The sequence below is a fragment of the Pumilibacter intestinalis genome, from assembly GCF_943193005.1.
In the GTDB taxonomy this organism is placed as follows: Bacteria; Bacillota; Clostridia; order Christensenellales; family Pumilibacteraceae; genus Pumilibacter; species Pumilibacter intestinalis.
In genome coordinates this window covers 62,969-86,648 of the sequence record NZ_CALPCH010000002.1, presented here as the reverse complement: position 1 = coordinate 86,648, position 23,680 = coordinate 62,969, and the positions used below count along the sequence as shown (strand labels likewise).

General features: G+C 48.7%; 23 protein-coding genes and 5 tRNA genes. 9 read left to right on the top strand and 19 right to left on the bottom strand.

The window, feature by feature from the left end:
* Nucleotides 1–2 precede the first annotated feature (2 nt).
* From recJ to NFR55_RS01405, 8 genes are all read right to left on the bottom strand, one after another.
* Nucleotides 3–2,363 (bottom strand): single-stranded-DNA-specific exonuclease RecJ, encoded by a 2,361-nt coding sequence (gene recJ, locus NFR55_RS01440; RefSeq protein WP_251545472.1) that lies wholly within the window; start codon nucleotides 2,361–2,363, stop codon nucleotides 3–5.
* 61 nt (nucleotides 2,364–2,424) lie between these two features.
* Entirely contained in the window at nucleotides 2,425–3,690 is a 1,266-nt protein-coding gene (secF, locus tag NFR55_RS01435) for a protein translocase subunit SecF (RefSeq protein WP_251545470.1), read from the bottom strand.
* On the bottom strand, nucleotides 3,677–5,104 hold the full coding sequence (gene secD / locus NFR55_RS01430) for a protein translocase subunit SecD (protein WP_251545468.1): 1,428 nt from the start codon (nucleotides 5,102–5,104) through the stop codon (nucleotides 3,677–3,679). The genes secF and secD overlap by 14 nt, the downstream gene beginning before the upstream one ends.
* Before the next feature lie 94 nt (nucleotides 5,105–5,198).
* Nucleotides 5,199–6,539, bottom strand: a complete 1,341-nt coding sequence (gene scfB / locus NFR55_RS01425; RefSeq protein WP_251545466.1) for a thioether cross-link-forming SCIFF peptide maturase — start codon at nucleotides 6,537–6,539, stop codon at nucleotides 5,199–5,201.
* 11 nt (nucleotides 6,540–6,550) lie between these two features.
* A complete protein-coding gene (gene scfA / locus NFR55_RS01420; protein ID WP_251545464.1) occupies nucleotides 6,551–6,718 on the bottom strand; it encodes a six-cysteine ranthipeptide SCIFF in 168 nt (55 codons plus the stop codon).
* Nucleotides 6,719–6,785: 67 nt separating this feature from the next.
* The gene (locus NFR55_RS01415; protein ID WP_251545462.1) at nucleotides 6,786–7,172 is read right to left on the bottom strand and encodes a TIGR04086 family membrane protein; all 387 of its coding nucleotides are present in this window, start codon (nucleotides 7,170–7,172) and stop codon (nucleotides 6,786–6,788) included.
* Between the two features lie 69 nt (nucleotides 7,173–7,241).
* On the bottom strand, nucleotides 7,242–7,763 hold the full coding sequence (locus tag NFR55_RS01410) for a preprotein translocase subunit YajC (RefSeq protein ID WP_251545460.1): 522 nt from the start codon (nucleotides 7,761–7,763) through the stop codon (nucleotides 7,242–7,244).
* Between the two features lie 93 nt (nucleotides 7,764–7,856).
* Complete coding sequence (locus NFR55_RS01405; RefSeq protein ID WP_251545458.1) at nucleotides 7,857–8,609, bottom strand: hypothetical protein; 753 nt, start codon at nucleotides 8,607–8,609, stop codon at nucleotides 7,857–7,859.
* 172 nt (nucleotides 8,610–8,781) lie between these two features.
* Here NFR55_RS01405 and NFR55_RS01400 point away from each other — a divergent pair.
* From NFR55_RS01400 to NFR55_RS01380, 5 genes are all read left to right on the top strand, one after another.
* Nucleotides 8,782–8,857, top strand: a tRNA-Val gene (locus tag NFR55_RS01400).
* Between the two features lies 1 nt (nucleotide 8,858).
* Nucleotides 8,859–8,933, top strand: a tRNA-Gly gene (locus NFR55_RS01395).
* 45 nt (nucleotides 8,934–8,978) lie between these two features.
* Nucleotides 8,979–9,052 (top strand) — tRNA-Cys (locus NFR55_RS01390).
* Between the two features lie 52 nt (nucleotides 9,053–9,104).
* Nucleotides 9,105–9,191 (top strand) — tRNA-Leu (locus NFR55_RS01385).
* A gap of 67 nt (nucleotides 9,192–9,258) precedes the next feature.
* Entirely contained in the window at nucleotides 9,259–9,705 is a 447-nt protein-coding gene (locus NFR55_RS01380; protein WP_251545455.1) for a GNAT family N-acetyltransferase, read from the top strand.
* Between the two features lie 12 nt (nucleotides 9,706–9,717).
* Here NFR55_RS01380 and NFR55_RS01375 read toward each other — a convergent pair whose 3' ends face one another.
* A complete protein-coding gene (locus NFR55_RS01375; RefSeq protein ID WP_251545454.1) occupies nucleotides 9,718–10,260 on the bottom strand; it encodes a hypothetical protein in 543 nt (180 codons plus the stop codon).
* A 158-nt stretch (nucleotides 10,261–10,418) separates the two neighbouring features.
* On the opposite strand from NFR55_RS01375, the gene NFR55_RS01370 reads away from it, so the two are divergent.
* The gene (locus NFR55_RS01370; RefSeq protein WP_251545452.1) at nucleotides 10,419–10,649 is read left to right on the top strand and encodes an HPr family phosphocarrier protein; all 231 of its coding nucleotides are present in this window, start codon (nucleotides 10,419–10,421) and stop codon (nucleotides 10,647–10,649) included.
* Between the two features lie 120 nt (nucleotides 10,650–10,769).
* Nucleotides 10,770–10,844: transfer RNA gene (locus NFR55_RS01365), tRNA-Glu, on the top strand.
* 57 nt (nucleotides 10,845–10,901) lie between these two features.
* Here the strand turns inward: NFR55_RS01365 and NFR55_RS01360 are convergent.
* The 10 genes from NFR55_RS01360 to NFR55_RS01315 form a co-directional block, all read right to left on the bottom strand.
* Entirely contained in the window at nucleotides 10,902–12,209 is a 1,308-nt protein-coding gene (locus tag NFR55_RS01360) for a phosphoglycerate kinase (protein ID WP_275556899.1), read from the bottom strand.
* A gap of 16 nt (nucleotides 12,210–12,225) precedes the next feature.
* Complete coding sequence (locus tag NFR55_RS01355) at nucleotides 12,226–13,020, bottom strand: sugar phosphate isomerase/epimerase family protein (protein WP_251545449.1); 795 nt, start codon at nucleotides 13,018–13,020, stop codon at nucleotides 12,226–12,228.
* 3 nt (nucleotides 13,021–13,023) lie between these two features.
* On the bottom strand, nucleotides 13,024–14,415 hold the full coding sequence (locus NFR55_RS01350) for a glucose-6-phosphate isomerase (RefSeq protein ID WP_251545447.1): 1,392 nt from the start codon (nucleotides 14,413–14,415) through the stop codon (nucleotides 13,024–13,026).
* Nucleotides 14,416–14,536: 121 nt separating this feature from the next.
* Complete coding sequence (gene hpf / locus NFR55_RS01345) at nucleotides 14,537–15,070, bottom strand: ribosome hibernation-promoting factor, HPF/YfiA family (RefSeq protein WP_251545445.1); 534 nt, start codon at nucleotides 15,068–15,070, stop codon at nucleotides 14,537–14,539.
* A gap of 156 nt (nucleotides 15,071–15,226) precedes the next feature.
* Nucleotides 15,227–17,641: an ATP-dependent Clp protease ATP-binding subunit gene (locus NFR55_RS01340; protein WP_251545443.1), complete on the bottom strand. Its 2,415-nt coding sequence runs from the start codon at nucleotides 17,639–17,641 to the stop codon at nucleotides 15,227–15,229.
* A gap of 14 nt (nucleotides 17,642–17,655) precedes the next feature.
* Entirely contained in the window at nucleotides 17,656–18,699 is a 1,044-nt protein-coding gene (locus NFR55_RS01335) for a protein arginine kinase (RefSeq protein ID WP_251545441.1), read from the bottom strand.
* Nucleotides 18,700–18,703: 4 nt separating this feature from the next.
* Complete coding sequence (locus tag NFR55_RS01330; RefSeq protein WP_251545439.1) at nucleotides 18,704–19,189, bottom strand: UvrB/UvrC motif-containing protein; 486 nt, start codon at nucleotides 19,187–19,189, stop codon at nucleotides 18,704–18,706.
* A 43-nt stretch (nucleotides 19,190–19,232) separates the two neighbouring features.
* Complete coding sequence (locus NFR55_RS01325) at nucleotides 19,233–19,718, bottom strand: CtsR family transcriptional regulator (RefSeq protein WP_251545430.1); 486 nt, start codon at nucleotides 19,716–19,718, stop codon at nucleotides 19,233–19,235.
* Nucleotides 19,719–19,868: 150 nt separating this feature from the next.
* Nucleotides 19,869–20,834 (bottom strand): DUF5011 domain-containing protein, encoded by a 966-nt coding sequence (locus tag NFR55_RS01320; protein WP_251545428.1) that lies wholly within the window; start codon nucleotides 20,832–20,834, stop codon nucleotides 19,869–19,871.
* 32 nt (nucleotides 20,835–20,866) lie between these two features.
* Nucleotides 20,867–21,316, bottom strand: coding sequence for a deaminase (locus tag NFR55_RS01315; RefSeq protein ID WP_338052308.1), 450 nt, complete (start codon nucleotides 21,314–21,316; stop codon nucleotides 20,867–20,869).
* A gap of 315 nt (nucleotides 21,317–21,631) precedes the next feature.
* On the opposite strand from NFR55_RS01315, the gene NFR55_RS01310 reads away from it, so the two are divergent.
* Complete coding sequence (locus NFR55_RS01310; protein WP_251545427.1) at nucleotides 21,632–21,916, top strand: co-chaperone GroES; 285 nt, start codon at nucleotides 21,632–21,634, stop codon at nucleotides 21,914–21,916.
* Nucleotides 21,917–21,940: 24 nt separating this feature from the next.
* The gene (gene groL / locus NFR55_RS01305) at nucleotides 21,941–23,566 is read left to right on the top strand and encodes a chaperonin GroEL (RefSeq protein WP_251545425.1); all 1,626 of its coding nucleotides are present in this window, start codon (nucleotides 21,941–21,943) and stop codon (nucleotides 23,564–23,566) included.
* The last annotated feature ends 114 nt before the right edge of the window (nucleotides 23,567–23,680 follow it).

The following is a 23,680-nucleotide window of genomic DNA, read 5'->3' as shown; positions in this document are numbered from 1 at the left end:
CTTTACTCCCGCATTCCGCACAAGTAATTGTATATGGCGGACGAGCCGAGCTCCGCCCTTGCCTGCCCGTCCACCGTTACGGTAAACGGACTCTTCGTAACTTTAATCAGTTTGAGCTCGCTGAACACCATTACTCCCGCAATAAACTGCGCGATACCGATAGGCTGCCGCGCATTAAGCAGTTTGTAATAAGAAAGTATATCGGTCGACGACAGGTTTTGGTTTTTTCTGAGCGCGTTGAAACACTCGCCGAATTTATCTCTGCCGCAGTCCAGTCCCTCCGCAAACGCGCTTTGCCCGTCCTTTTCGGGCACGTAAATTTTAGCGTTGGTCTTGCGCGAAAAATACGCGGGCAACGCGTAGCCGGGAGGAGTATCCAAAAATATTATTTTATCGTATGCCGAAAGCATGAGATTGGAGTTGATTTCGGGCGAAACCATAACTCGCGAATAGTTGTTCATGCTCGTGGAATACAAAAATTCGTTGAGAATGTTTTGTGCGTTTACCTCGCTTGCGTGCTCTTTGTAAGTTTGAGCGCAACCCGCAATAATGAGCGTACCGAAAATTTCGTTACCCGCTATCTCCGAGAGTTGCTCGGGCTTATATGAAATAAAATCTTCTTTTTTGCCCATGCCGTAAGAAAGCGTTTTGAGATAATTCGCCTTTGCAACGGAGTCGTTTATATAAAGGTTGTGCGGTATCGCCGCCTTCAAAAAGCCTTTCGCGTTCTCCCTGCCGCCGTAGCGGTTGAGTTGCAATTCGAGTATAAGCTCTTTGTCCCCCTCGCCCATGAGAAACTGATTTTGTTCGTAAAAGTTGAACGCGAGTATTTGCAACCCGTTCTCGAGAGTTACGTTTGTGTGAACGCGATTGTTTTTGCAAGGCGCGATTGAACAGGCGTTCACGGTGGTTTTGAACAGCGGGCTTGCGTTGCTGTTGCCCGACGGCTCTATGCACTCGAGGGCGCGAGCAAGGTTCAAATCGAGCTCGCTTGCCGATATCTCCATATCGTATTCCTGAGTAGGCTCGAATAACGCTTCGTCAAAGTCGCTCAAATAGGCGTTAACGCGCTTTTTGAACTCCGCTATATTCTTTTCCTCTATGGAAAATCCCGCCGCCTGACTGTGCCCGCCGAACTCTACGAGTATATCGCCGACCGAACTCAAAAGTTCGTATATGTTTATGCCGGGAATACTGCGCGAAGTCCCCTTGTAGTAATCGCCCGAATTCACCATTATAAACGCGGGGCGGTGAAAATCGCCCGCGAGCCGCGCGGCGAGTATGCCCGTAATCCCCTTTTCCCATTCGGGATTGCCGAGTATCACTGCGCGGTCGCGCACCAAATCTTCGTATTGCAAATCCGTTATGGCTTCGGCATACAGTTTGTCGCACAGTATTTTGCGGTTGTTGTTGTCGTCGTTAATTTCGTTTATAATAGCGGCAACACGGGAGGTGTCGGGGCTTGTGAGCAATTCGAACGCGCGGAACGCGTCCCCCATTCTGCCCGCGGCGTTAATGCGCGGCGCAATCTTATAAGCTATATCGCCGCTGTGAACGGGATAGGTCAGTTTTTGGTCGTCTATAAGCATTTTCAAGCCGAGATTTTGCCGTTCTTCGAGCTTTTTCAGTCCGAGCTGAACAATCAGTCGGTTTTCGTCGAGAAGCGGCACAAGGTCGGCTACGGTGGCTACGGCGGCAAGGTCTGCGTAGCGCAACGCCTCTTCCAAGCCCCCGAGCGCGTGCACGAGCTTAAATGCCACTCCCGCGCCGCAAAGGTATGAATACGGATATCCGCAGTCGCTCTGCTTGGGATTTACCACTATGCAATCGGGAATAACGTCGGCAACCTCGTGGTGGTCGGTAACTATAACGTCTACTCCGAGGTCCATGGCATACGCAACCTCTTCGCTACCCGAAATTCCGCAGTCGCAAGTCAGAATAAGGTCGGGACAGCACTTGTCTATTATTTCCTCTATGGAGTCTACGTTAAGCCCGTAACCGTCGCCCACGCGGTTGGGGATATGAACGTAAGCCTCCAAGCCGAGCGACGAGAGATACAGCGATAGTATAGACGCCGCGCATATTCCGTCGGCGTCGTAATCGCCGTACACCACTATCTTTTGTTTTTCTTCTATGGCGATTTTAATGCGCTCTACCGCCTCGCTCATTCCTTTCATGAGAAAGGGGTCGTATAAATCGGCGATATCGGGTTGCAAGTATTTACGAACTTTCTCTTCGGTATCCACCCCGCGCAAAACGAGCAATTCGGCGAGTACGGGATGCAAGCCGAAAAGGTCGCTCAAGCTCTTTACCTTTTGCGAGTCGGGAATAGCGTTGTTCTTTTTTACCAAATTGAAATTCATTCGTTTTCCTTATAAAAATAAGCCTCCCAAAGAAGGCTTATTTATCCATTATTTCACGGTTTTATGCAACTGCCGCTTTTTTGCCCTCGGTCTTTTTTTCCTTGTCGGACTTAGGCAACTTGCGCTTGCGGTCTTTCCACATAGCCCAAATAGACGGCGAAATGAATATAGACGAGAAAGTACCGGCAAGCAAACCCGCTATTATGGGAAGAGCAAATACGCGTATGCTCGGCACGCCTATTATCGCAACCATGGCTATAGTGATTAGCGTGGTGATAGACGTGTTGATAGAGCGCATCAACGTTTCTCTTATGGACTGATTTGCTATAAACGTAGCGGTGCTGTTCTTGTAATAGAGCGACTTGGAGTTTTCGCGTATGCGGTCGAATACTATAATCGTGTTGTTTATGGAATAACCGAGTATGGTAATAAGCGCGGCGATAAACGTACTGCTTATTTCTATGTGGAATATAGCCATAAACGAAAACATTATTATAATATCGTGCAACAATGCAACTATTGCCGAAAGTCCGCTCGACACTTCGAACCTGAAAGCGATATAAACGAGCATGAGAACTATTGCAAGCGATATCGCAAGCAACGCGTCGGTGAGCAATTCGCCGCTGACAGTCGCGCTCACGGAGTCGCTTTTGCGCGCCTGCCCCGAATAGCGGTCGTCAATAGTGGCGGCTTTAATAACGTCGGCAACAAAACTTTCGCTCACGCCGCTCGCGGTAAAGGTTATGGATTTGCGGTCGTCGCTGAGCGCAAATCCGCTCGCGCCCGAAACAGCCGCCTTTATGCTTTCCGATTTTTGCTTAAACGTATCGTCTACAAGTCTGAAATCGGAATAAGTAACGGTGTGATTATCTCCCTCCGACGTAACGGCGGGAATTATTTTGAACACCTCTCCGAGAGCTTCCTCTATGGCGGGATTTATCTCGTCGTTCATTCTTGCGTCGTCCGCGTCCGGCGCGGCTTTATACTTAACGTAGAGAGCGGCGGTATCTCCCGAACCCTGTCGCTGAATGTTGGCAACCTTGAGTCCGTAAGAATTGCCGTTTTCGTCTTTAAGCGCCTCTATAATATCGGTTACCTGTTCGGTATAAGTTTGATAAGTGGAGTCCGTGAGTTTGGTTGAAAGACTTACGTTAATGGTGTAACCGCCCGTAAAATCCATGCCGAGATTGAGCGGTTCGCCCGTGGTAACTCCGAATATTACCATTACGGCAATAGCCACGGCAACAATGCACGCGGGTATTATAAACCAAATCTTCTTTTTCTCTACAATCTTGAAATCTTTTTCGAGAAGATTAGATATTTTCATAAGCAGCCTCCCCTTCGAGCGGTTTAACGTCAGTTTGGGCAATATCCTTATCTTCCGAAACGGTCGTTTCCGTTACCTCGCTATCGGTAATTACATTGCCGTCGTTAGCGTTGCCGTCCTGCTCCGCCTCTTTTCCTCTCTTAAGGCTAAACATGCCGGGCTTATCGGGAAGAACAGCCATAAAATATTTAACGAGTTTGCGCGTAACGAGCATGGATGTGAACAGCGAAAGAATTATGCCTACCAAAAGCGTGATTGCAAAACCTCTTATAGAACCCGTACCGAAGATAAGCAACACAACCGCCGCGATTATCGTGGTTACGTTACTGTCTATAATGGCTTTGGTTGCTTTCTTAAAGCCTGCGTGCGACGAGGCGAGCATGGATTTGCCGCCTTTGAACTCGTCGCGTATGCGTTCGTAGATTATTACGTTGGCGTCAACCGCCATGCCTATGCTCAAAATTATGCCCGCAATGCCGGGGAGCGTGAGCTGAACCCACGGGAGCACCGCGAGGAAGAACAACATCAAAACCGAATACAGCAAGAGCGCCATGGATGCAACCGCTCCGAGCATACGGTAACGCCATATAAGGAACGCCATTACGAGCAACAAGCCCACAACGCCCGCTATTATGCCGTAGAACAACGCCTGTTCTCCGAGCGTGGGAGAAACGGTACTATTCTCGAGAAGCGAGAGTTTAACCTCGAACTGACCCGCGGTTATTTGGTCGGCGAGTTCTTGCGCCGCTTCCATATCCGCCATGCCGTCTATAATGGCTTGTCCGTTGGTGATTGCCACGTTTATAGTGGGGTTGGAAATAATTTGGTCCTTGCCGTCCACCGTGGAAACTATAGCCATGGTTTTTCCGATATTTTCGGACGTGGCTTTGGAGAACGCTTCCGTACCCTCTGCGTTGAGCGAAAGAGCAACTACCGCTTTGCCTTCGTAATACTGCGCCGACGCGCTCAAAATATTTCTGCCGGTAAGAATAATATCTCCGCTGAGCGACACGTTGTTTGACGCGTCCACCGTGGAGAGCTGAAATCTAAGCTCGGCGGGTTTTCCTATAATATCGAAAATAGCACCCGGATTGTCTACGTCCGGCACTTCCACTCTCAAACGGTCGCCGCCCTCGCGCACAACCGTAGCTTCGCTGTATCCTCTGCTTGTAAGCAATCTTTCGAGACGGGTTCTCGTTGCGTTCATTCGCGTGTTCATATCGCTGTCGTCGTCTTCGTTTGCTTCGTATACGGCGTATACGCCGCCTTTGAGGTCAAGACCGAGCTTTATCGAACTGCCGAACGACTTAAACGTTGTAAGACCGATGTGAAAAGTGCAAAAGGACAGCACCAAACCTATTATAGTTATCACGCCAATTATAGCTATTTTTATGATTGACGATTTTTTCTTCATTCAGAGCCTCCTGCATGCAATAAAACTATTATATAATAAAACGCAAAGGTTAGTCAAACAAATTCAAAGCGTTTATTGCAAAAACCTGTAAGTATCAGCCTTCGTTCTCCAAGCAGTATGCCGCCAAAGCGCATTCGAGCCTTTTGCGCATAAGCTCGCAAGCCGTTTCGTAAGGCTTTTGAATACTGCCGTTGAAATTCACCGCGTTTGCGGCGCAACCGCCGCTGCAATGATATTTTGCCCAGCAGTCTTTGCACACCGGTTTGTGCGCGAGATTGTTGCCGCAAAACTTTTCGTAAATTTCGGCGTTTATCTCTCCGCCGAAAATACTGCCCATGAGATATTTTTCGTTTCCCACGAACTGATGGCAGGGATAAATCGCGCCCGCGGGCGTTACGGCAACGTACTCCGTGCCCGCTCCGCAACTCGAATAACGCTTGCTTAGGCATGGCGAATTTTTCAAATCCACCATAAAATGGAAAAAGCTGAACCACGTGTCGGGATTTTGCCTGCGCTTTACGTATTCCGCCGCGAGTATTTCGTACTGCTCGCAAAGTCCGCTTATATCCTCTTTGGCGAAAGCGAGCGGATGCCCGTCTGGCAACACCACGGGCTCGAGCGACAGTCTGTCAAAGCCGTAATCGGCAAGAGCGAGAGCGTCGGCGGCGAAATCCTTGTTCAGAGCGGTGAACGTGCCGCGCACGTAATACTGCCCCTCTCCCCGTTTACGCCTAAAAGCCAAAGCGTTTTTGAGAACAACGTCGAAGGAGTCTTTTCCGTTTTGCGTCTTTCGTACTTGATTATGGACGCTTTTTCGTCCGTCTATACTGAGAACCACGTTATACATTTCGCGATTGAGAAAATCGGCTATTTCGTCGGTAAGCCCCACCGCGTTCGTGGTCATGGTAAATCTGAATTTTTTGTTCAGTTTTTTTTCTATTTCGCGCCCGTGTTTAACCGCCGCGTATACCGCGGGCATATTCATAAGCGGCTCGCCGCCGAAAAAGTCCACCTCGAGGTTGCGCCGCGTTCCGCTCTTTTCCGCCAAAAAGTCGAGTGCCTTGCAAGCGGTTTCCGCGCTCATGCTCGCCTTTTCGCCGCAGTATTTGCCTTCGTCGGCAAAACAGTACGCGCAAGCGAGGTTGCAGTTATGGCAAATATTGAGGCACATGGATTTTATCGTGCCGTCGGGCTTTGGCGGAACAAAATCCGTTCCGCGCGAAAACAGCGAGCCCGCTTTAATAAGCTCGTTTATTTCTTGCGCTTCTTCGGGATAAATTTTGCTTAAACGCGAAAACTCCCCGAGGTTCATTTCGCCGTTCGGAGAGTTGATAGCGTCTATAAATTTTCGCGTGTTTTCGTCTATGCCGCACAAAGTGCCGCTTTCTACGTCGAGCAGGAAATTCCGCCCGAGACAAGTAAAGGTATGAACCATCTTACGTAAATTTACTTATTATCCTCTTTCTGAATTCTGTCTATTTTTCTTTCGCACGACTGATTGCCCACGGTGCAACTCGTTTTGCACGCCGACTGACAACTTGCCTGACATTCGCCGCAACCCGTGCCGGCTCCGCATTCAACGGTTTTCTCGGCTATAACTTTAATGTGCTTCATTGTAATATCCTCCGAATAAAAACTTACTCTTCGATTATACAAAATTACGCGAATAAAATCAAGTGTTTTAACGCTGTTTTTTCAATCCCGCGAGAATGCCGCTCACCATACCGGTTATACTGCCGAGAGCCACGTCGTTCAATATGCCCAAGCCGAACGAAAATTCGCCGTCGAGAAGCGAAAATATTACAAACGACAACGCGATATAAAGAATACCTATCACAATGCCTTTAAGCCACGAGTTGTGTTTGCTCTTAATGGCGATTAAACAGCCGAGCAATATGCTTACGCCCTTTATTACCTGATTGATAATGGGAATTGCGCCGTTACCGAGATTGAACAGCTTGATTACGAGCGCGGCGAGCAACACCGACACGAGCGACAGTATCACGGCTATTATGAGAGCCTTGACCGTTTCGAATATCGCCGTGCCTTTTTTTACTTCGTTTTCCATACAAAAACCTCCGCATACAGATACTAATGTATATGCGGAGGTTCGCTTTTTTATTACGGCTTGTCTTTATTATTTTTTGGCGGTTTTCTTTTTTGCCGCCGCGGGTTCGCTCGGCTCTGCGGTAGCCGCCTGTTCTTTTTCGGCTTCTTCCGAAACGGGCGTTTCTTCCTCCGCTTTTGGAGCGTCGGCTACGTCTTCAATAACCTTCTCCTCTACGGGCTCTTCTTTGGGAAGCTCTTCGAACGGCTGTGCCGCGGGCGCAACCGCGGGCGCGTCCACCTTGCTGAGCACCTGATAAACAGCCTGAATATCGAACACCATAGTGCACTTATTATCGCCTACGCCGGTTTCCACAACCATCTCTTTGTCAACGGGGCTGATATCTTTGATTTCTTTGATAGTTCCCACTATTCCGCCCACTGTCTTTATAACGTCGCCCGGGCGCAGCGAGGAGTGCAAATCGTTGATTGCTTTGTTTCTGCGCTTGTTGGTGAACATGGGCAGAACTATAAGTACGCCCACCATAACTACGAGCAACACAATCATTATAATCGTTTGCGGCTCAACCTTACCGACTAAAAAGTTAAACATTATTTACGGTTTCTCCTAATAACTCAATGAAACTATCTTAACATAATTTACGGATTAAAGCAAGCGATTTGTATTGAAAATTTTATCACAACGTCAACATCTTCCGCTCACTTCGCAGTTATCTTCACGTTTTGCGTCGAATATGCGCACAAGACGGTCGCACAGTCTTTTATCGGTGAAATGCCCGTAAAGTCTAAGCTCGAGCGGCGCGATATCTATAAGATACAGCATGAGCTGTTCCGTGCCCACTATATTGTATTCGAAATCGCTTTCGGGCAAATGCCCGCTTACGTTGTATTTATTGTCTTTTTGCGTTACGTCAAGCCGCATTATTTTGGGGTTTACCGCGCTAATCAAAAAACGAATGAGTTCGTTTAGCGTGTCCTCGTCCAACAAAAAAGGCGCGTTGCTCACGGCAAGCTCGGATATCTCTTCCCAATGCTTGCGCAGTTCCCGTAATCTGAAATAGTAAATTCCGTCGAGCGACATTCCGTTGCGCATTATAAGCCCGTCTTTTATCAAGTCGCGTTCGTTCTCCCTGTCAAACGCCACAAGGGTATGAATTAAAAGATTATATGACGGCGCGTCCATAGGCAACTTTATGGAACTCGTGAGAAAGTCGTGCTTAACCACGGTGGCATACATATCGGTTAAACAATCCCGTATCTCTGATATAAGCCCGTTTTTATTGCGGGTTTCGCACGCCGCGGCTATAACCGTTCTGTCGTTCTTCTTTACGGCGGCGTAGATACCGCCCGCCTTTTTTACTCTTATCGCAAAAACTTCTTCGATTGTTTCGAACCACTTTTCGTGCTCGTTTGCTATACTGAAACCGAATTGAAACATCTCTTCTTTTTTCCTCTCTGCATATTTTATGCAGTGCTTCCGTTTTTAAGCGCGAAAATTTTGTAAATAAATGTTTCAATTTAAGAAAAAAAATTTTGAAAAGTCTATTAAAATCCCTTGCTTTTTATTTTAATATTTGGTATAGTATATAAGCATCAAGCATGTGGGACTTGGGAGCTTAGCTCAGTTGGGAGAGCATCTGCCTTACAAGCAGAGGGTCACAGGTTCGAGCCCTGTAGCTCCCACCATGCGGAAGTGGCTCAGTGGTAGAGCGTTGCCTTGCCAAGGCAAATGTCGCGAGTTCGAATCTCGTCTTCCGCTCCAAATTTAATTCACGGTCCTTACGTGCCGCGCATATAATAATATCATGGCACCATAGCCAAGCGGTAAGGCAGGGGCCTGCAAAGCCCTTACCCCCGGTCCGAGTCCGGGTGGTGCCTCCAATCAGCCCATTACCCGCGGCATGCACCGTGATTATCATGGGCTTTTTTATTTGCCCGAGTGGCGGAACAGGCAGACGCCCGGGACTTAAAATCCCGTGATGGCAACATCGTACCGGTTCGAGTCCGGTCTCGGGCACCAAATATAATGTAAGTCGAACCGTTCGGCTTACGTTATTTTTTTATTACCCGCAAGGAGTGAGATTGAAATGCAAATACGCAAAATGAATATATCCGATAAAAAAGAAGTACTCGCAATGATGAGCGAATTTTACGCTTCCCCCGCTCTGTTGCACCATTCCCCCGCCCACATACTCGAAAAAGATTTCGACGATTGCGTAAGCGATTTACCCTTTGCGGAAGGCTACGTGTTTATTAAAGGCGACCGAATCGCGGGCTATTCCATTATCTCCAAAGGCTATTCCACCGAATACGGCGGCATAAGCATAATGATAGAAGATTTGTTTGTTAAAAGCGAATATCGCGGGCAAGGCATAGGCAAGCAATTTTTCGACTACATAGAAAAAGCGTACCGCGATATTGCGGTACGCATAAGGCTCGAAGTAGAACCCGCAAATTTCGGAGCTATAAAATTATACGAAAAATGCGGTTACGAAAATTTGCCTTATAAGCAAATGACCAAAGAACTTTTATAATTCTTTACTTATCTACTCTTCCGCCGAGGTTTCTTCGGCGTATTCCCCTTCCTCTTGCGGATATTCGTCGGCATAATCCTCCTCGGGTTGTTCTTCCTCTTGAGGGGGCGCGATAAACACGGCGTTCAGATTTTCCACGAACGGGCGCAACACCTCGTTGCAAAAGCGGTCGAGTTCGGCGTTGGCGTCGGTGTCGGTATAAAAAGTGTGCAACAGGTTCTCGAGATTGAGTTTACCCGTATCTATCGCAAAAAGCATGCAAAACGCGAATTTTATCTGCTCGTCTGGGTCTTCGGGCATATCTATATACGGGCGCGAGTATTCGTCGCGGAACTGACGTCCTCTGAACTCCTCCACAAAGTTGTATCCCTGCGTGGTTTCCGCCATAAAATCATACAGCGGACGCGACCCCGCAACCGTTTGCAAAAGTTTGGAAAGCTTTCCCATTACTATTATGTAACTTGCCGTCATCATATCGGCGGCGGCGGAATTAAAAGCCTTGAGCGACTTACTCAAATCGGTTTCCATTGCCGCGAATACTTGTTGTCTGTCCATGCTATAGTTCCCTTTTTATATGCTATAGTATAATTTTACCACATTATAACGCCGCGCACAAGCACTTTTTTGAAAATATTTTGTAAAAACGATTGCCTTTTTCGCGGATTTCGTTTATACTGAGATTAAGCAAATAAAATTTTGTAGGAGGACTGTCTGTGAAATCCCTGAAAGTGTCTTTAAGTATGGCGGAAAGCGTCAAAAACTTTGTAAACGTTGTGAGCAAGTACCCTTACGATATAGATTTGCGTAGCGGCCGTTTCGTAATAGACGCGAAATCGTTGCTCGGCATCTTCAGTCTCGACCTTTCCAAACCCATCGTACTCGAGATATACAGCGACAAGTGCGACGACCTTGTATCCGAACTTGCGCCCTTTATAGTAAAGTAACCTGTTAAAAAGCAAAGCCGCTCTTTCGGGCGGCTTTTTTATTTGTTTTTTAGCGTAAAACGCTTGCATTATTTATATATACTGTGATATAATAACAAAGCTGTCGAAACAAACGGCTGTGCCACCATAGTCTAGAGGTTAGGACGTTGGCCTCTCACGCCGAAGTCTGGGGTTCAATTCCCCATGGTGGTGCCAAAACCCTCCCTGCAATAGCAGGGAGGGTTTTTCATTACGCGGTATCAATCTTTAATATTATTTATCGTTTAAGCAAGCGATGCCCGGCAATACTTTGCCTTCGAACAATTCGAGCGACGCGCCGCCGCCAGTGGAAATGTGCGTTACCTTATCGGCAAAACCGAGTTGCTGAACGGCCGCCGCGCTGTCGCCGCCGCCGATTATGGTAGTGCATTTGCCGTACACGTCGGCAAGAGCCTGCGCAACCGCAATCGTGCCCTTTGCGAGCGTGGGATTTTCGAACACGCCCATAGGTCCGTTCCATATTACCGCTTTCGCGCTCTTTACTTTGTCGGCGTAGAGCTTGCGGGTTTTTTCGCCTATATCCATGCCCATCTTATCGGCGGGGATTTTATCCGACGGAACGATTTCGGTTTCTATCGCGCCGTCTATGGGCTCGGGGAAATGAGTGGTAACAACGGTGTCTATGGGAAGCAACAATTCCTTGCCCGCCTTTGCCGCCTTTTCCATCATATCTTTGCAGTACTGTATCTTTTCTTCGTCGAGAAGCGACTGCCCCACCTCGTAGCCTTTGGCTTTCAAGAACGTATAAGCCATTCCGCCGCCAATAATGAGAGTGTCGCACTTGTCGAGAAGGTTGGATATCACGTTGAGTTTATCGGCAACTTTCGCTCCGCCGAGAATAGCCACGAACGGGCGCGGCGGGTTTTCGAGCGTAGCCGCCATTACCTCGAGCTCCTTTTCTATAAGGAAGCCGCATACGGCGGTTTTAACAATACCGTATTCCACTATAGCCGCGGTGGAAGCATGGCTGCGGTGAGCCGTGCCGAACGCGTCGTTTACGAATATTTCCGCGTCGTATGCGAGAGCTTTGCAGAAATTCTCTTCCTTGCCCTCTTCTTCCCAATGGAAACGAAGATTTTCCAAAAGCACAGCCTCGCCGTTCTTGAGCGCGTCGCGCTTTGCCTTAGCGTCTGCCCCCACAACGTCGGAAGCAAAAGCCACTTTGCCGCCGAGCAACTCGTTGAGCCGCTTTGCCACGGGCGCAAGAGTGAGTTTTTTGGGTTCGTCCTTTTTGGCTTTTTCTATAATAGCCTCTTTCGTGGTTTCGCCCGCTTCAACCTTTTTCTTGTCTTTCTTATTGAGCTTTACCTCGTCCGAAAATATGGAATGAGGTTTGCCCATGTGCGAGCAAAGAGTTACCTTCGCGCCGTTGTCGAGAAGGTATTTAATGGTGGGCAACGCGCCGTTAATTCTGTTTTCGTCGGTTATTGCTCCGTCTTTCATGGGTACGTTGAAATCGCAACGCACAAGCACCTTTTTACCCTTTACGTCAACGTCCTTTACGCTTTTCTTGTTCATTATTATCTCCTTTTTCGGTTTATTTTTTGATTTTTACCATTATATCGGCTATGTACTCGTAAGATTGCCGCAATTCGTCCAAAGTTCGGAAATCTTCGGAATACGCCTCTATCATCAATCTCATGTTCGGATACTCTCTGTCTATCTCGCGCAAAATCTTTTCGAAATCTATTTTGCCCTTTCCCGGCAACGCCGTAGAGCCGTCTTTGCAAACGTCGCACAGGTGCACCGTGGAAATTCGCCCGCGCATGGCTTCTATGTATTTGAGCGGCTCTCTGCCCGCAAGCACAGCCTGCTTAACATCGAGCGTGGCATACAAATCGGGACACCTCGGCAACAGCTGCGAAAAATATTCGGGTTCGCTCGCGTAAGTCCAGTGCACGTTCTCGTAACTCAAGTTTACGCCGTAGCTCTGCGCTATATCGGTAAGACGGTTTATTTGCTCGGCAAGTTTGTCGTAATCGTAGTCGTACTTGCGGTTTTTGAGTCTTACAGGACCGTGAAAGGTGTAGTATTTCGCTCCGAGAATAAACGCGGCGCAACACACTTTGCGAAAAATGCTTTCGGCGTCGGCACGCACGCGGGGATTTGGATTGAAAAGCTGCGGCTCGAACTGCGTTCCGAGGCAGTGCACCGAATGTGCTTTAATTCCGCACAGCCGCGGCACGAGCGAGTCCGCAAACGGCTTTTCGTACTCCGAAAAGGTGTTGAGAAACACCTCGGCGGTATCCGCTCCCAGCCGTCGCAATATCTCGAAAGAGTCTTCGGTAACTGCGCGCCCGAATAAAGATGCGGTTGAAATTCCGAGTATCATTCGCTATATTATATAATCTTTTTTGTGTACTGCGGCGTTGACTTCTTCGAGTTTTGCCTCGTAACCGCTTCTGCCGAGCATAGCGAACGTAGCCTTTTTCCCCTCTTCCACGCCGGGCTGATTGAACGTGTCTATATTGAGCATCGCGCCCGCAAACGCAGTTTGATACATAAAGTACATCAAAAGCTCGCCTACCGTTTGCTCGTTGACCGACGGCAGATAGATTGTAAAGTTCATGCGGTTTGCTTTCTTGAGAGCGAACTCGGTAGCCTTGCGCTCTGCGTTTATAAGCTCGTTGAGAGTGTGACCTTTGAGGAAATCGCACGCGTTGACGGTCTTGTCGTCTGATATAACAACGGTTGTGCGGAAATCTTCCACCGCAAGGAAGGTAACGACTTTATCGAACGGACCTTCGGTATACAACTGCACCTGACTGTGCTGGTCGGTTACGCCCAAAGCCTTTGCGGGAGTCTGCCCCACGTGCACCGTTTTGCCGTTGAGGTTTTCGGCTTTGCCCAAACTTTCCGCCCAAAGTTGGCAGTAAAAGTCCGCCATAAACTTAAGGCTGTCGGCATACGGCATCAAAACGCTTATGTTCTTGCCGTTCTCCATAGCCTTTACCTGCAAAAACGCCGTTAAAAGCGCGGGATTTTTCTTTACGTCCCGTTCTTCCGCCGACTTAGCCGCTTCCGCCGCGCCTTTAAGCATGGCTTTAACGTCAAGTCCGAGAGCCGCAAACGCCACGAGTCCCACGGGGCTGAGCACCGAAAAACGGCCGCCCACGCCTTTGCCCACGCCGTAAATCTTAAATCCTTCCGCTTGAGCCACGTTGTAGAGCGTGCCCTTGCCTATGGTGGTAGTTACTATGATATGCTTTTTGGCTTCTTCCTCTCCGAGTTCCTTTTTGAGCGCGGAGTAAAGAATAAGGAACTGACTGAGCGTTTCGCTCGTTTCGCCGCTCTTTGTAATCACGTTGAAATAAGCCGTTTTGAGGTCGAGCACGTCGAGAAGGCTCGCCATACGCTCGGGGTCTACGTTATCCTCAACGTAAAGTTTGGGAGCGTTGCGCTTTTCTTTGGGCAACTCGTTGTGGTGCAAATGGAGCAACGCGCTTGCAACGCTGAGCGGACCGAGCGCACTGCCGCCTATTCCGAGTATAACGAAACTTTCCGCTTTCTTGCCTATAGCTCCGCAATAAGATATAAGTTCGTCGATTTCGCTCTCGGGCGCAAACGGCAAATCGCACCATTCCTGCCAACCTTTGCCGCGATTGTCGAGCACGGTTTTTCGGGCGGCTTCTATCATGGCCGCGTTCTTATCGAACTCTTTGGGCAAAATACCTTCTTTGCCGATTGCCTCTTGCATCATGTTGTTGTAGTCGAACTTGAGATACATTTTATATTACAGTCCTCCGATAATTTCGATTAAATATATTATACTCCTTTCCTTTGCGAAAGACAAGAAAAAAGAGCCTTAATTCAGACTCTTTTTTGTCATGCCTTTTTACACTTTTACACTATTGCAACGCTTCTATAAGACCGTAATCCCCGTCGCGGCGTTTATACAATACGTTCACGTTCTTTGTTGCTTTATTGCTGAAAACGTAAAAGCTGTGACCTACAAGCTCGAGTTCCTCTATGGCGTCGTCCACCGTCATGGGAGTAAGCTCGTAAGACTTACTGCGCACAACGCCGTGTTGCGAGTCCTCTTTATCCGCAAGCGGCACGCTCGACGCGTCGAGTTCTTTAATTCTCACTTTTTTGGATTTGGTAACGAGTTTGGTGCGGTGCTTTATTATCTGCTTTTCGAGCTTGGGCAACGCGATATCTATATTATCGTACATATTGTCGCCCGACACTTCGGCACGCATAACCGAACTGTCGAGCACTATGGTAAGCTCCAAAGTTTCGACGTCGTTTGCTTTTTTAAGCAATATCTTCACCTTGGTGTCGTCCTCGAAAAATTTGTCGAGCCGCTCCACCTTTTTGGTGATAACGTCTTTGAGTTTTTCGCTCGGGTTGTAATTCTTGGTCAAAAATTCGATTCTCATTCTAAGTCCCTCCCGGTAAGTTAGTGGCACTGTTCGCACCTTGTTTACAGTATATCACATATTAACCGTCTTGTAAATAGGGTTTTGAAAATTTAATGTAAATAATTTCAAGTTTTTGCAATGCGATTATATCAAATCAATACTATGCGTGATATACTACCGTATTTTCACCTGTCCATCCACAATATCTACGGTAATTACCGAGTTATCCCGCACGCTTCCGTCAAGCAAAGCTTCGGCAATGTTGTCCTCCACGTACTGTTCTATCACTCTGCGGAGCGGGCGTGCGCCGTACTCGGGGTCGTAGCCGCGGTTTACTATAAAGTCCGTCGCCGCGTCGGTAAGCTTGAGAGTTATTCCGCGCTCGGAAAGCGACTTTTGCACCTTTGCGAGCATTATATCCGCAATTTTGGCTATATCCTGCTTGCCGAGGTGGTGGAATATGCTCACAACGTCTATACGGTTGAGGAATTCGGGCTTAAAGTGCCGCTTGAGCGCGTCGGTGAGAATTTCTTCCGTGCGCTTTTCGTCGGGAGCTTCGGTGCTCTGCGACGAAAATCCCAAACTGCGACTTGTCTGCTTTAAGTCGGCAACACCCGCGTTGCTCGTCATTATTATTATGGTATTCTTAAAACTTACCACTCTGCCTTGGCTGTCGGTCATCCTGCCGTCGTCGAGCATTTGAAGGAGAGCGTTGTATACGTCGGGATGCGCCTTTTCTATCTCGTCGAACAGTACAACCGAATACGGTCTTCTGCGCACCTGCTCGGTAAGCTGTCCGCCGTCGTCGAAACCTACGTATCCCGGAGGCGCGCCTATGAGTTTGCTCACCGAATGAGCTTCCATGTATTCGGACATATCCAACCTGATTACGGCGTTCTCGTCGTCGAACATAGCTTCGCCGAGAGCTTTGGTAAGTTCGGTTTTGCCCACGCCCGTAGGACCGAGGAACAAAAACGTACCTATAGGGCGGTTGGCGTCTTTCAAGCCCGCGCGAGCACGCCTTATCGCCTTCGCCACGCTCACAACGGCGGCGTCTTGACCTATTACTCGCTTGTGCAATATCTCTTCGAGATTTACAAGCCGTTGCGTTTCGGTTTCGGTTAGTTTGGTTACCGGTATTTTGGTCCACTTGCTCACAACCTCGGCTATTTCCTCGGGACCTATTTCGTCGCCGACGCGCTCCGAGTTTTTGCTCCAATCGAGTTTTTTGCGCTCTATCTTGGCTTCGAGTTCTTTTCTGCGGTCGCGAAGTTCTCCCGCCTTTTTGTAGTCCTCGTGATTGAGAGCTTCCTGCTTGAGCTTATCGAGATTGCGCACCTCGTCTTCCATTTCTTTCAAGCCGTCGGGCACGGTGTTTTTGCCCACTTTGGCTTTGCTCATAGCTTCGTCTATAAGGTCTATCGCCTTATCGGGCAAAAACCTGTCGGTTATATATCTGTCGCTGAGTTTAGCCGCCGCAACGAGAGCTTCGTCGGATATCTTGATTTTATGAAACGCTTCGTAGTTGTCGCGTATGCCGCGAAGTATTTCTATGGTGTCGTCCACTCCCGGCGGAGCTACTATTATGGGCTGAAATCTGCGTTCGAGAGCTTTGTCGGTTTCTATGAACTTGCGGTACTCGTCGGTTGTGGTTGCACCTATGGTCTGCATTTCGCCGCGGGCAAGATAGGGCTTGAGAATATCGGCGGGAGAAACCTCTCCTTCCTTGCTCCCCGCCTGCGCGAGCGTGTGCAACTCGTCTATGAACACTATTATGTTCTGTTGCGACTTTATAAGGTCTATCGCGTTTTTGAGTTTTTCCTCGAGTGCACCGCGATACTTAGTGCCCGCCATAAGCGAACCGAGGTCGAGACTGAACACTATTTTGTTTTTGAGCAGCTCGGGTACGTTGCCTTCAACAATGGCTTTGCTAAGCCCCTCCACAACCGCGCTTTTGCCCACGCCGGGCTCGCCTATAAGCACGGGATTGTTTTTGGTCTTGCGGCAGAGGATTTGAATTATGCGCTCGATTTCCTCTTTTCTGCCTATTACGGGGTCTATCTTGTGCTCTCGCGCCCTCTGCGTAAGGTCTATGCCGAGGTCGGAAAGTTGCGCGGGAAGAGCGTTGCCGCCGCTCGCCGACGTTCCCGCCGCATCGGTGCGCCCGCCCCCGATTGCCTCTTGCAACTTTTCGAGAATACCGCCTATATTCATGGTGCTTATGCTCGCCAAAATCGAATAGGCAAACGAAGTGGGGTCTTGAAGCATACAGAACAAAAAGTGTTCCGTGCCCACAAAAGTGCCGCCGTTACTTTGGCTCAACCTTTGCGCTATCATAAAAGTTTGCTTTACGCGCGGCGTAAGGTCTACGTCGGGTTGAGAAACGTGGTCGGACTCCTCGAAAATCTTTTCGAGCGTTTCGGGGCGCAATCCGCCTTTGAGCAAAAGCTGACCCGCAAGACTGCCCTCGGTGGTAACAAGACCGTAAAGCATGTGCTCGGTCCCTATTACGGGATTGCTGTAACGCATAGCCGCGTCGTGCGCCGAATCCACCGCCTTTTTCATATTTTCGGAAACGGGAAAAGTCATAATTAAATACCTCCTTATCTTTTACAAATGCTTTTGAGCGTTTTTGCCACGTAAGCCGCGCGGAATATATCGCGCTCTTCTTCGCCCAGCTTTTTGCCGCTCAAATTGAGTATGTTTGCGGGCTGTGCGTCGGTAACGAGTTTCTCGAATTTTTGAGAGTCGGAAACTTTGATAAGCCCGTAGTACGCGCCGAGTTTCACCATGGCAAAAAGTTTCATAAACTCTTTGCTGTCGAGCGTATATGCGTGACATAGTATACCAAATGAGCGCAAAATGCGGTCTTTGAGCGCGGTTTCGCCCGCTTTATACAGCTCGTCACGCGCTTTCAGCTCGGTGTCGGCTATATGTCCTATCGAAGCCTGCACCGACGAAAGAATATCTTGCTCGGATACGCCGAGCGTTTTTTGGTTGGAAATCTGATACAGATAGCCGTCGGTTTCGCTACCCTCTCCGTACACGCCGCGAATAGTCATGTTGAGCCTTGCAACCGCACCCACGCACTGTTCGAGATTGTGCGTTATGCTCAGTCCCGGAAGAAACATCATTGCCGAAGCTCTCATTCCCGTGCCTATGTTGGTGGGGCAACTCGTGAGATATCCGAGTTTGGGGTCGTAAGCGAATTTGACCGCTTTGGAAATATCGTCGTCCACTCCGTTTATCTTGCGGTACGCCTCGGGCAAATTGAAACCTTGCAAAATACACTGTGCGCGTATGTGGTCTTCCTCGCCCACCATTACGCTCACCGTTTCGCTGTCGTTTATTATAGCCGCGCCGTATTTCTTGTTGTCCAAAAGGTCGCTGCTTATAAGATGCTTTTCTCTGAGCACCTCGCCGTCTATATCGCCGAGCGTTTCCATGCGGTAAAGCGCGTATTCCTCGTTGCCGTAGGCGTCGTCGGCGTTTTCGTCAGAACGCCGCTTGTTTACCGCTTCGTACACTTTGCGCACAAGCAACAACGCCCTGTCGTCGTTCAGTTTATGCGGATACGGCAACCCCTCCGCATTGCGGGCAAGACGAACTCTGCTCGTAACCACAACGTCGTTATAATTTCCGCTCATTATATTATTCTCCCTTGAGTTGTCTCATTCTGTCGCGTATTATGCTCGCTTGCTCGTATTCTTCAAGCTCTATCGCCTTTTCGAGTTCCTTTTTGAGCCGCTCGTACTCGGTGCTCACGCTGTTTTCCACGCCGCTTGCAACTTTGCCCACATGGCTCGCGTCGCCGCTTTGCATCCTACGTATTACAGGCATAATAATGGGTGCGAACTCTCTGTAGCAGTCGCTACACCCCACAAAACCGCTCTCTAAGAACTCGTCGCCCGTAGTTCCGCACGATTTGCAAATATATTCTTCGCGCTTAGGCAACCGCGGCTCGGCAAAGAAATCGCCGAACCCGCCGAACAAACTGCCCAGCCCCGACATTTTCATGATACTGCCGCCGTACTTTTTCTGACATTCCGAGCACAAATGCCGCTCGTTGGTAACTCCGTTTATCTTTTCTATCGAATGGAAAGTAGCCTTGTTCTTTCCGCATTCGTCGCATAACATAACCGATTATCTCCTTTCATTTATTTAGACAAACCGCTTTCCGTCAAACCCGTCGCGGTCGTATTCCGTCGTCGTTCATTTTCAAAAGATACAAAAGAACCGATTTCATTATTCCCGCACGCAATCCGTCTTTGGCTATTCCCGGCGCAACGAGCGATTTATCGGCAAGAGCTATTTTCAGTACCTGCGCCGTCTCGCGCGAAAGCAGTCTTTCCGCCTCCATTCTGTCGGTAATCTGACAAGCGCGGTGATAGTCAAGCCCATCTGCAATAGTCTGCCCTATGAGTTCCTCGAGCATTTCATGCGGAGGCTGACTAATGCGCACCACGGTTATAGACCCGCCGCCGCCCCTGCGCGACTCCACCGTGTATCCGCGCTCGGGCGTAAAACGCGTGCTAAGCACATAGTTTATCTGACTCGGCGCACACGAGAAATAGTTTGCAAGCTCGTTTCTGCTGATACTCAAAGTATCGTCGTCGCCGAGCGTGTCGAGCAAAAACGCTTCGATTATATCGCTTATATTCGCCATGACTCTCTCCTCCTCGGTCTTTTGCCTTTCGCTACTATATTTCCCCGAAAGGTAAACGGTCATACGCCAAAGTTTGACTTTCTTTGACCTTTGACTTTTGACCCTATTATAATACCCCTCGACGGATTTGTCAAGGGGTTTTGATAAAATTTACAAAATATTTTTTCGCGCCCTTTTACTCGATACAACGGCGAGCAAACACACTGCGGCTACAAAGCCCCGATAAACTCCGCCGCCGTCATTAAGATATCCGCCGCAACCGCCGCGATTGCCTTTATCCGAGCTTTCGCCCTCTAAGCTTTCGTTATCTACGATTTTCCCTTCCGCGATAAACGATTTTTCGCAATAATACGAATTACTCATTTCTCCGTAAGCGAAATACGTTACGGTGTATTTTCCCGCACTCTCGATAACGTAACCGTTTAAGTCGTCCGGCGATTGAGCCAAGCGGTAACTTTCGCCCGTTCCTTCGGTACAATACAACACGTCGCCGTTTTCGTCTTTCAACTGCTTTATATAGCGAACGCTTTCCATACCGTCAAACCGTTCCGAAATTTCCAAACCGTTAAAAACGAACCTGTCGCCTACGTTTATGCCCGCATACTCCTGCGAAACAGTAAAACGCTCGTCAAACAACTGCGTATTTACTGTGTTGCGCTCACTCACCGTCACGGTTCTCGAAAGCACGCAACGGTTGCCGTCGGCGTCAAACATTTGATACCAAACGGTATACGTTCCCGTTTTTTTCAATACATAATCGCCGGCGTTCTCGGCTGTTACCGCGGTGCGATACCGTTCGCCGTAACCCGAAACCTCGTAAACTTTTATTCCGCTCGGGTCTATAAGAGTTTTTACGTAACGATTCAGTGGTTTGGCTTGCTCGGTATTATCCTCTTCGCTATCTATAACCAAAACTCCGAACCTAAATAAATCGCCGCGATACACGCTATTCGGACAACTTTCTATAAACGAGAAGTCGGGTATGGATTTATCGTTTGCAAGCGCGTTTTCAAAAACGCCGAACGAGGACGAAAAGGACAAAAAGTATGCAATCGTTAAAACAACGAAAACCGCCAACGCAAGCAAAGTATTATTAACTGCTTTTTTTCTTAACATATAATTTTTATCCTCGGTAATTTTACAAATATTTACTTTTCGAACTTTTCTATTTGTACGCCCGCCTCGCCTAAGAGTTGCAAAGAAAATTCGTCGGGATATCCTTCGCGGTAAACTATGCGCTTTATGCCGCTGTTTATTATCATTTTAGCGCAAATAACGCAAGGTTGGTGCGTGCAGTACAAAGTCGCGCCGTCTACGCTAAGCCCCAGCCTTGCCGCCTGAATTATGGCGTTTTGCTCCGCGTGAGTTGCGTAGCACACCTCGTGCCGCGTGCCCGACGGAATACCGAGCTCGCGCCTGAGGCACACTCCGCGCTCCTTGCAACTCTTTACCCCGCTGCTTGCGCCGTTATATCCCGTTGTGAGTATGCGCTTATTTAGAGCGATAACCGCGCCCACCTGCCTGTTTTCCTGAAAGCAACTCGACCACGAGGCAACGAGGTCGGCAACCTCCATAAATCTATTGTCCCATTTATCCATGATATGTTTTTCTCTCCGTACCTTTTTACCTATTATATAACATAAGCCCAAAGTTCGCAAGCAATTTCGCGTACCTCGCCCCCCCCTATTGCCGCAAAAATACTCGCGTTAAAATTTTTTTACAAAAGCCGTAAAATTTTCTTGACAAACGCAATTGGCGGCGTTATAATATTTTCTAAGTCAAAGGTCAAAGAAAGTCAAAGTTAAAAACGTTTGACTTTTCAAAAACTTTTTGCAAACACTTGCTATTTTTTGACTTTTACGCTATTATATTTAAGTCCAATAAGTTAATAATCTATTCAGGAGGATATAACTATGAAAATCAGACCTTTGTTCGACCGGATTGTAATAGAACCGATTGACAGCGAAGAGAAAACCAAAAGCGGCATAGTGCTTTTGGCGAAAGACCAGGAGAAGCCCCAAATGGCAAAGGTAGTTGCCGTAGGCCCCGGCGGAAACGTGGACGGCAAAGACGTTGTAATGGAGCTTAAAGTCGGCGATAAAGTGCTTTACTCCAAGTACGCCGGCAGCGAATTCAAAATCGACGGCAAAGACGTTACCATAATGCGCCAGAGCGACGTGCTTGCCGTAGTGGAATAAAAAATTATCGGAGGACAAACTATCATGGCTAAACAAATCAAAACCGGAGAAGAAGCACGCAAGGCACTCGAAGCCGGCGTAAACGCTCTCGCAAACACCGTAAAAATCACGCTCGGACCTAAGGGCAGAAACGTTGTGCTCGGCAAAAAGTACGGCGCACCCCTTATCACCAACGACGGCGTAACAATCGCCAAAGAAATCGAACTCGCAGACCAATTCGAGAACATGGGCGCGCAACTCGTGCGCGAAGTCAGCACCAAAACCAACGACGTTGCGGGCGACGGCACCACCACGGCGTGCGTGCTCGCTCAAGCCATAATCCGCGAAGGACTCAAGAACGTAGCGGCGGGCGCAAATCCCATGATACTTAAAAAAGGCATAGCTTCCGCCACCGCGGTTGCCGTTGACCACTTAAAGACCATTTCCAAAACGGTTGAGTCCGAAAAGGAAATCAAGCAGGTTGCGAGCATTTCGGCAAGCGACGAAACGGTTGGCGCACTCATTGCCGAGGCAATGCAAAAAGTGGGCAAAGACGGAGTTATCACCGTTGAAGAAAGCAAGACCATGGACACCAACCTTTCCATAGTGGAAGGCATGCAATTCGACCGCGGTTACGCTTCGGCTTACATGGTTACCGACCAAGACAAAATGGAAGCCGTGCTCGAAAACCCCATGATACTCATTACCGACCGCAAAATCAGCACCATTCAGGAGATACTCCCCGTTCTCGAGCAGATAGTAAATCAGGGTGCAAAACTACTCATAATCGCCGACGATATCGAAAGCGAACCCCTCGCCACCCTCGTTGTGAACAAACTTCGCGGCACGTTCAACTGCGTAGCCGTTAAAGCTCCCGGTTTCGGCGACCGCAGAAAGGAAATGCTCAAAGATATAGCCGTTCTCACCGGCGGCACGGTAATAAGCGAAGAAACGGGACTCGAATTCAAAGACGTTACCCTCAACATGCTCGGCAAAGCAAAGCAAGTTAAGGTTGACAAAGAAAACACCACCATCGTGGAAGGCAACGGCAACGGCGCGGACATCAAAGCCCGCATCAAGTCGATACGCGCTCAGATGGACACCACCACCTCCGATTACGACAAAGAAAAGCTCGCCGAGCGTCTTGCAAAACTCGCGGGCGGCGTAGCCGTAATCAACGTGGGCGCGGCAACCGAAGTGGAAATGAAAGAAAAGAAACTCCGCATAGAAGACGCTCTCGCGGCTACTCGCGCGGCAGTCGAAGAAGGCATGGTGCCCGGCGGCGGCGTTGCCCTGCTCGGTGCAGTTCCCGCAATCGCAAAACACGTCGAAACCCTTTCGGGCGACGAAAAGACGGGCGCGAACATTGTGCTCAAAGCACTCGAAGAGCCTATCCGTCAGATAGCGCACAACGCAGGCGTAGACGGCGGCGTTGTGGTAAACACCATTCTTTCGTCCAAAAAAGCCAACTACGGCTACGACGCTCTCAAAGACGAATACTGCGACGTTGTGGTTAAAGGCATAATCGACCCCACCAAGGTTACCCGCTCCGCTCTTCAAAACGCGGCAAGCGTTGCGGCAACCTTCCTCACCACCGAAAGCGTTGTTGCCGATATTCCCGAACCCGAGCCGGCAGCTCCCGCAGGCGGCGGAATGGGCGGAATGTACTAAAAAATTAAATGAAAGGGCGTCCCGTATGGGCGTCCTTTTTTATTTGTTTTTCAAATATACGTTTTTGCGAAGCGTCGGGATTTGTAAAATCTTTACAAAAAGAAAATTTGCGGA

Excerpts from the sequence above, each read along its gene's own strand:
- NFR55_RS01405 (WP_251545458.1), bottom strand. The coding sequence starts at position 8,609 with ATGTTTCAATTCGGTTTCAGTATAGCAAACGAGCACGAAAAGTGGTTC.
- NFR55_RS01350 (WP_251545447.1), bottom strand. The coding sequence starts at position 14,415 with ATGTATCTCAAGTTCGACTACAACAACATGATGCAAGAGGCAATCGGC.
- NFR55_RS01340 (WP_251545443.1), bottom strand. The coding sequence starts at position 17,641 with ATGACTTTTCCCGTTTCCGAAAATATGAAAAAGGCGGTGGATTCGGCG.
- NFR55_RS01310 (WP_251545427.1), top strand. The coding sequence starts at position 21,632 with ATGAAAATCAGACCTTTGTTCGACCGGATTGTAATAGAACCGATTGAC.
- NFR55_RS01375 (WP_251545454.1), bottom strand. The coding sequence starts at position 10,260 with ATGGACAGACAACAAGTATTCGCGGCAATGGAAACCGATTTGAGTAAG.
- groL (WP_251545425.1), top strand. The coding sequence starts at position 21,941 with ATGGCTAAACAAATCAAAACCGGAGAAGAAGCACGCAAGGCACTCGAA.
- NFR55_RS01330 (WP_251545439.1), bottom strand. The coding sequence starts at position 19,189 with ATGTTATGCGACGAATGCGGAAAGAACAAGGCTACTTTCCATTCGATA.
- secD (WP_251545468.1), bottom strand. The coding sequence starts at position 5,104 with ATGAAGAAAAAATCGTCAATCATAAAAATAGCTATAATTGGCGTGATA.
- NFR55_RS01415 (WP_251545462.1), bottom strand. The coding sequence starts at position 7,172 with ATGGAAAACGAAGTAAAAAAAGGCACGGCGATATTCGAAACGGTCAAG.
- hpf (WP_251545445.1), bottom strand. The coding sequence starts at position 15,070 with ATGAGAATCGAATTTTTGACCAAGAATTACAACCCGAGCGAAAAACTC.
- NFR55_RS01355 (WP_251545449.1), bottom strand. The coding sequence starts at position 13,020 with ATGATACTCGGAATTTCAACCGCATCTTTATTCGGGCGCGCAGTTACC.
- NFR55_RS01380 (WP_251545455.1), top strand. The coding sequence starts at position 9,259 with ATGCAAATACGCAAAATGAATATATCCGATAAAAAAGAAGTACTCGCA.
- NFR55_RS01315 (WP_338052308.1), bottom strand. The coding sequence starts at position 21,316 with ATGGATAAATGGGACAATAGATTTATGGAGGTTGCCGACCTCGTTGCC.
- scfB (WP_251545466.1), bottom strand. The coding sequence starts at position 6,539 with ATGGTTCATACCTTTACTTGTCTCGGGCGGAATTTCCTGCTCGACGTA.
- secF (WP_251545470.1), bottom strand. The coding sequence starts at position 3,690 with ATGAAAATATCTAATCTTCTCGAAAAAGATTTCAAGATTGTAGAGAAA.
- NFR55_RS01325 (WP_251545430.1), bottom strand. The coding sequence starts at position 19,718 with ATGGCGAATATAAGCGATATAATCGAAGCGTTTTTGCTCGACACGCTC.
- NFR55_RS01320 (WP_251545428.1), bottom strand. The coding sequence starts at position 20,834 with ATGTTAAGAAAAAAAGCAGTTAATAATACTTTGCTTGCGTTGGCGGTT.
- NFR55_RS01335 (WP_251545441.1), bottom strand. The coding sequence starts at position 18,699 with ATGAGCGGAAATTATAACGACGTTGTGGTTACGAGCAGAGTTCGTCTT.
- recJ (WP_251545472.1), bottom strand. The coding sequence starts at position 2,363 with ATGAATTTCAATTTGGTAAAAAAGAACAACGCTATTCCCGACTCGCAA.
- NFR55_RS01410 (WP_251545460.1), bottom strand. The coding sequence starts at position 7,763 with ATGTTTAACTTTTTAGTCGGTAAGGTTGAGCCGCAAACGATTATAATG.
- scfA (WP_251545464.1), bottom strand. The coding sequence starts at position 6,718 with ATGAAGCACATTAAAGTTATAGCCGAGAAAACCGTTGAATGCGGAGCC.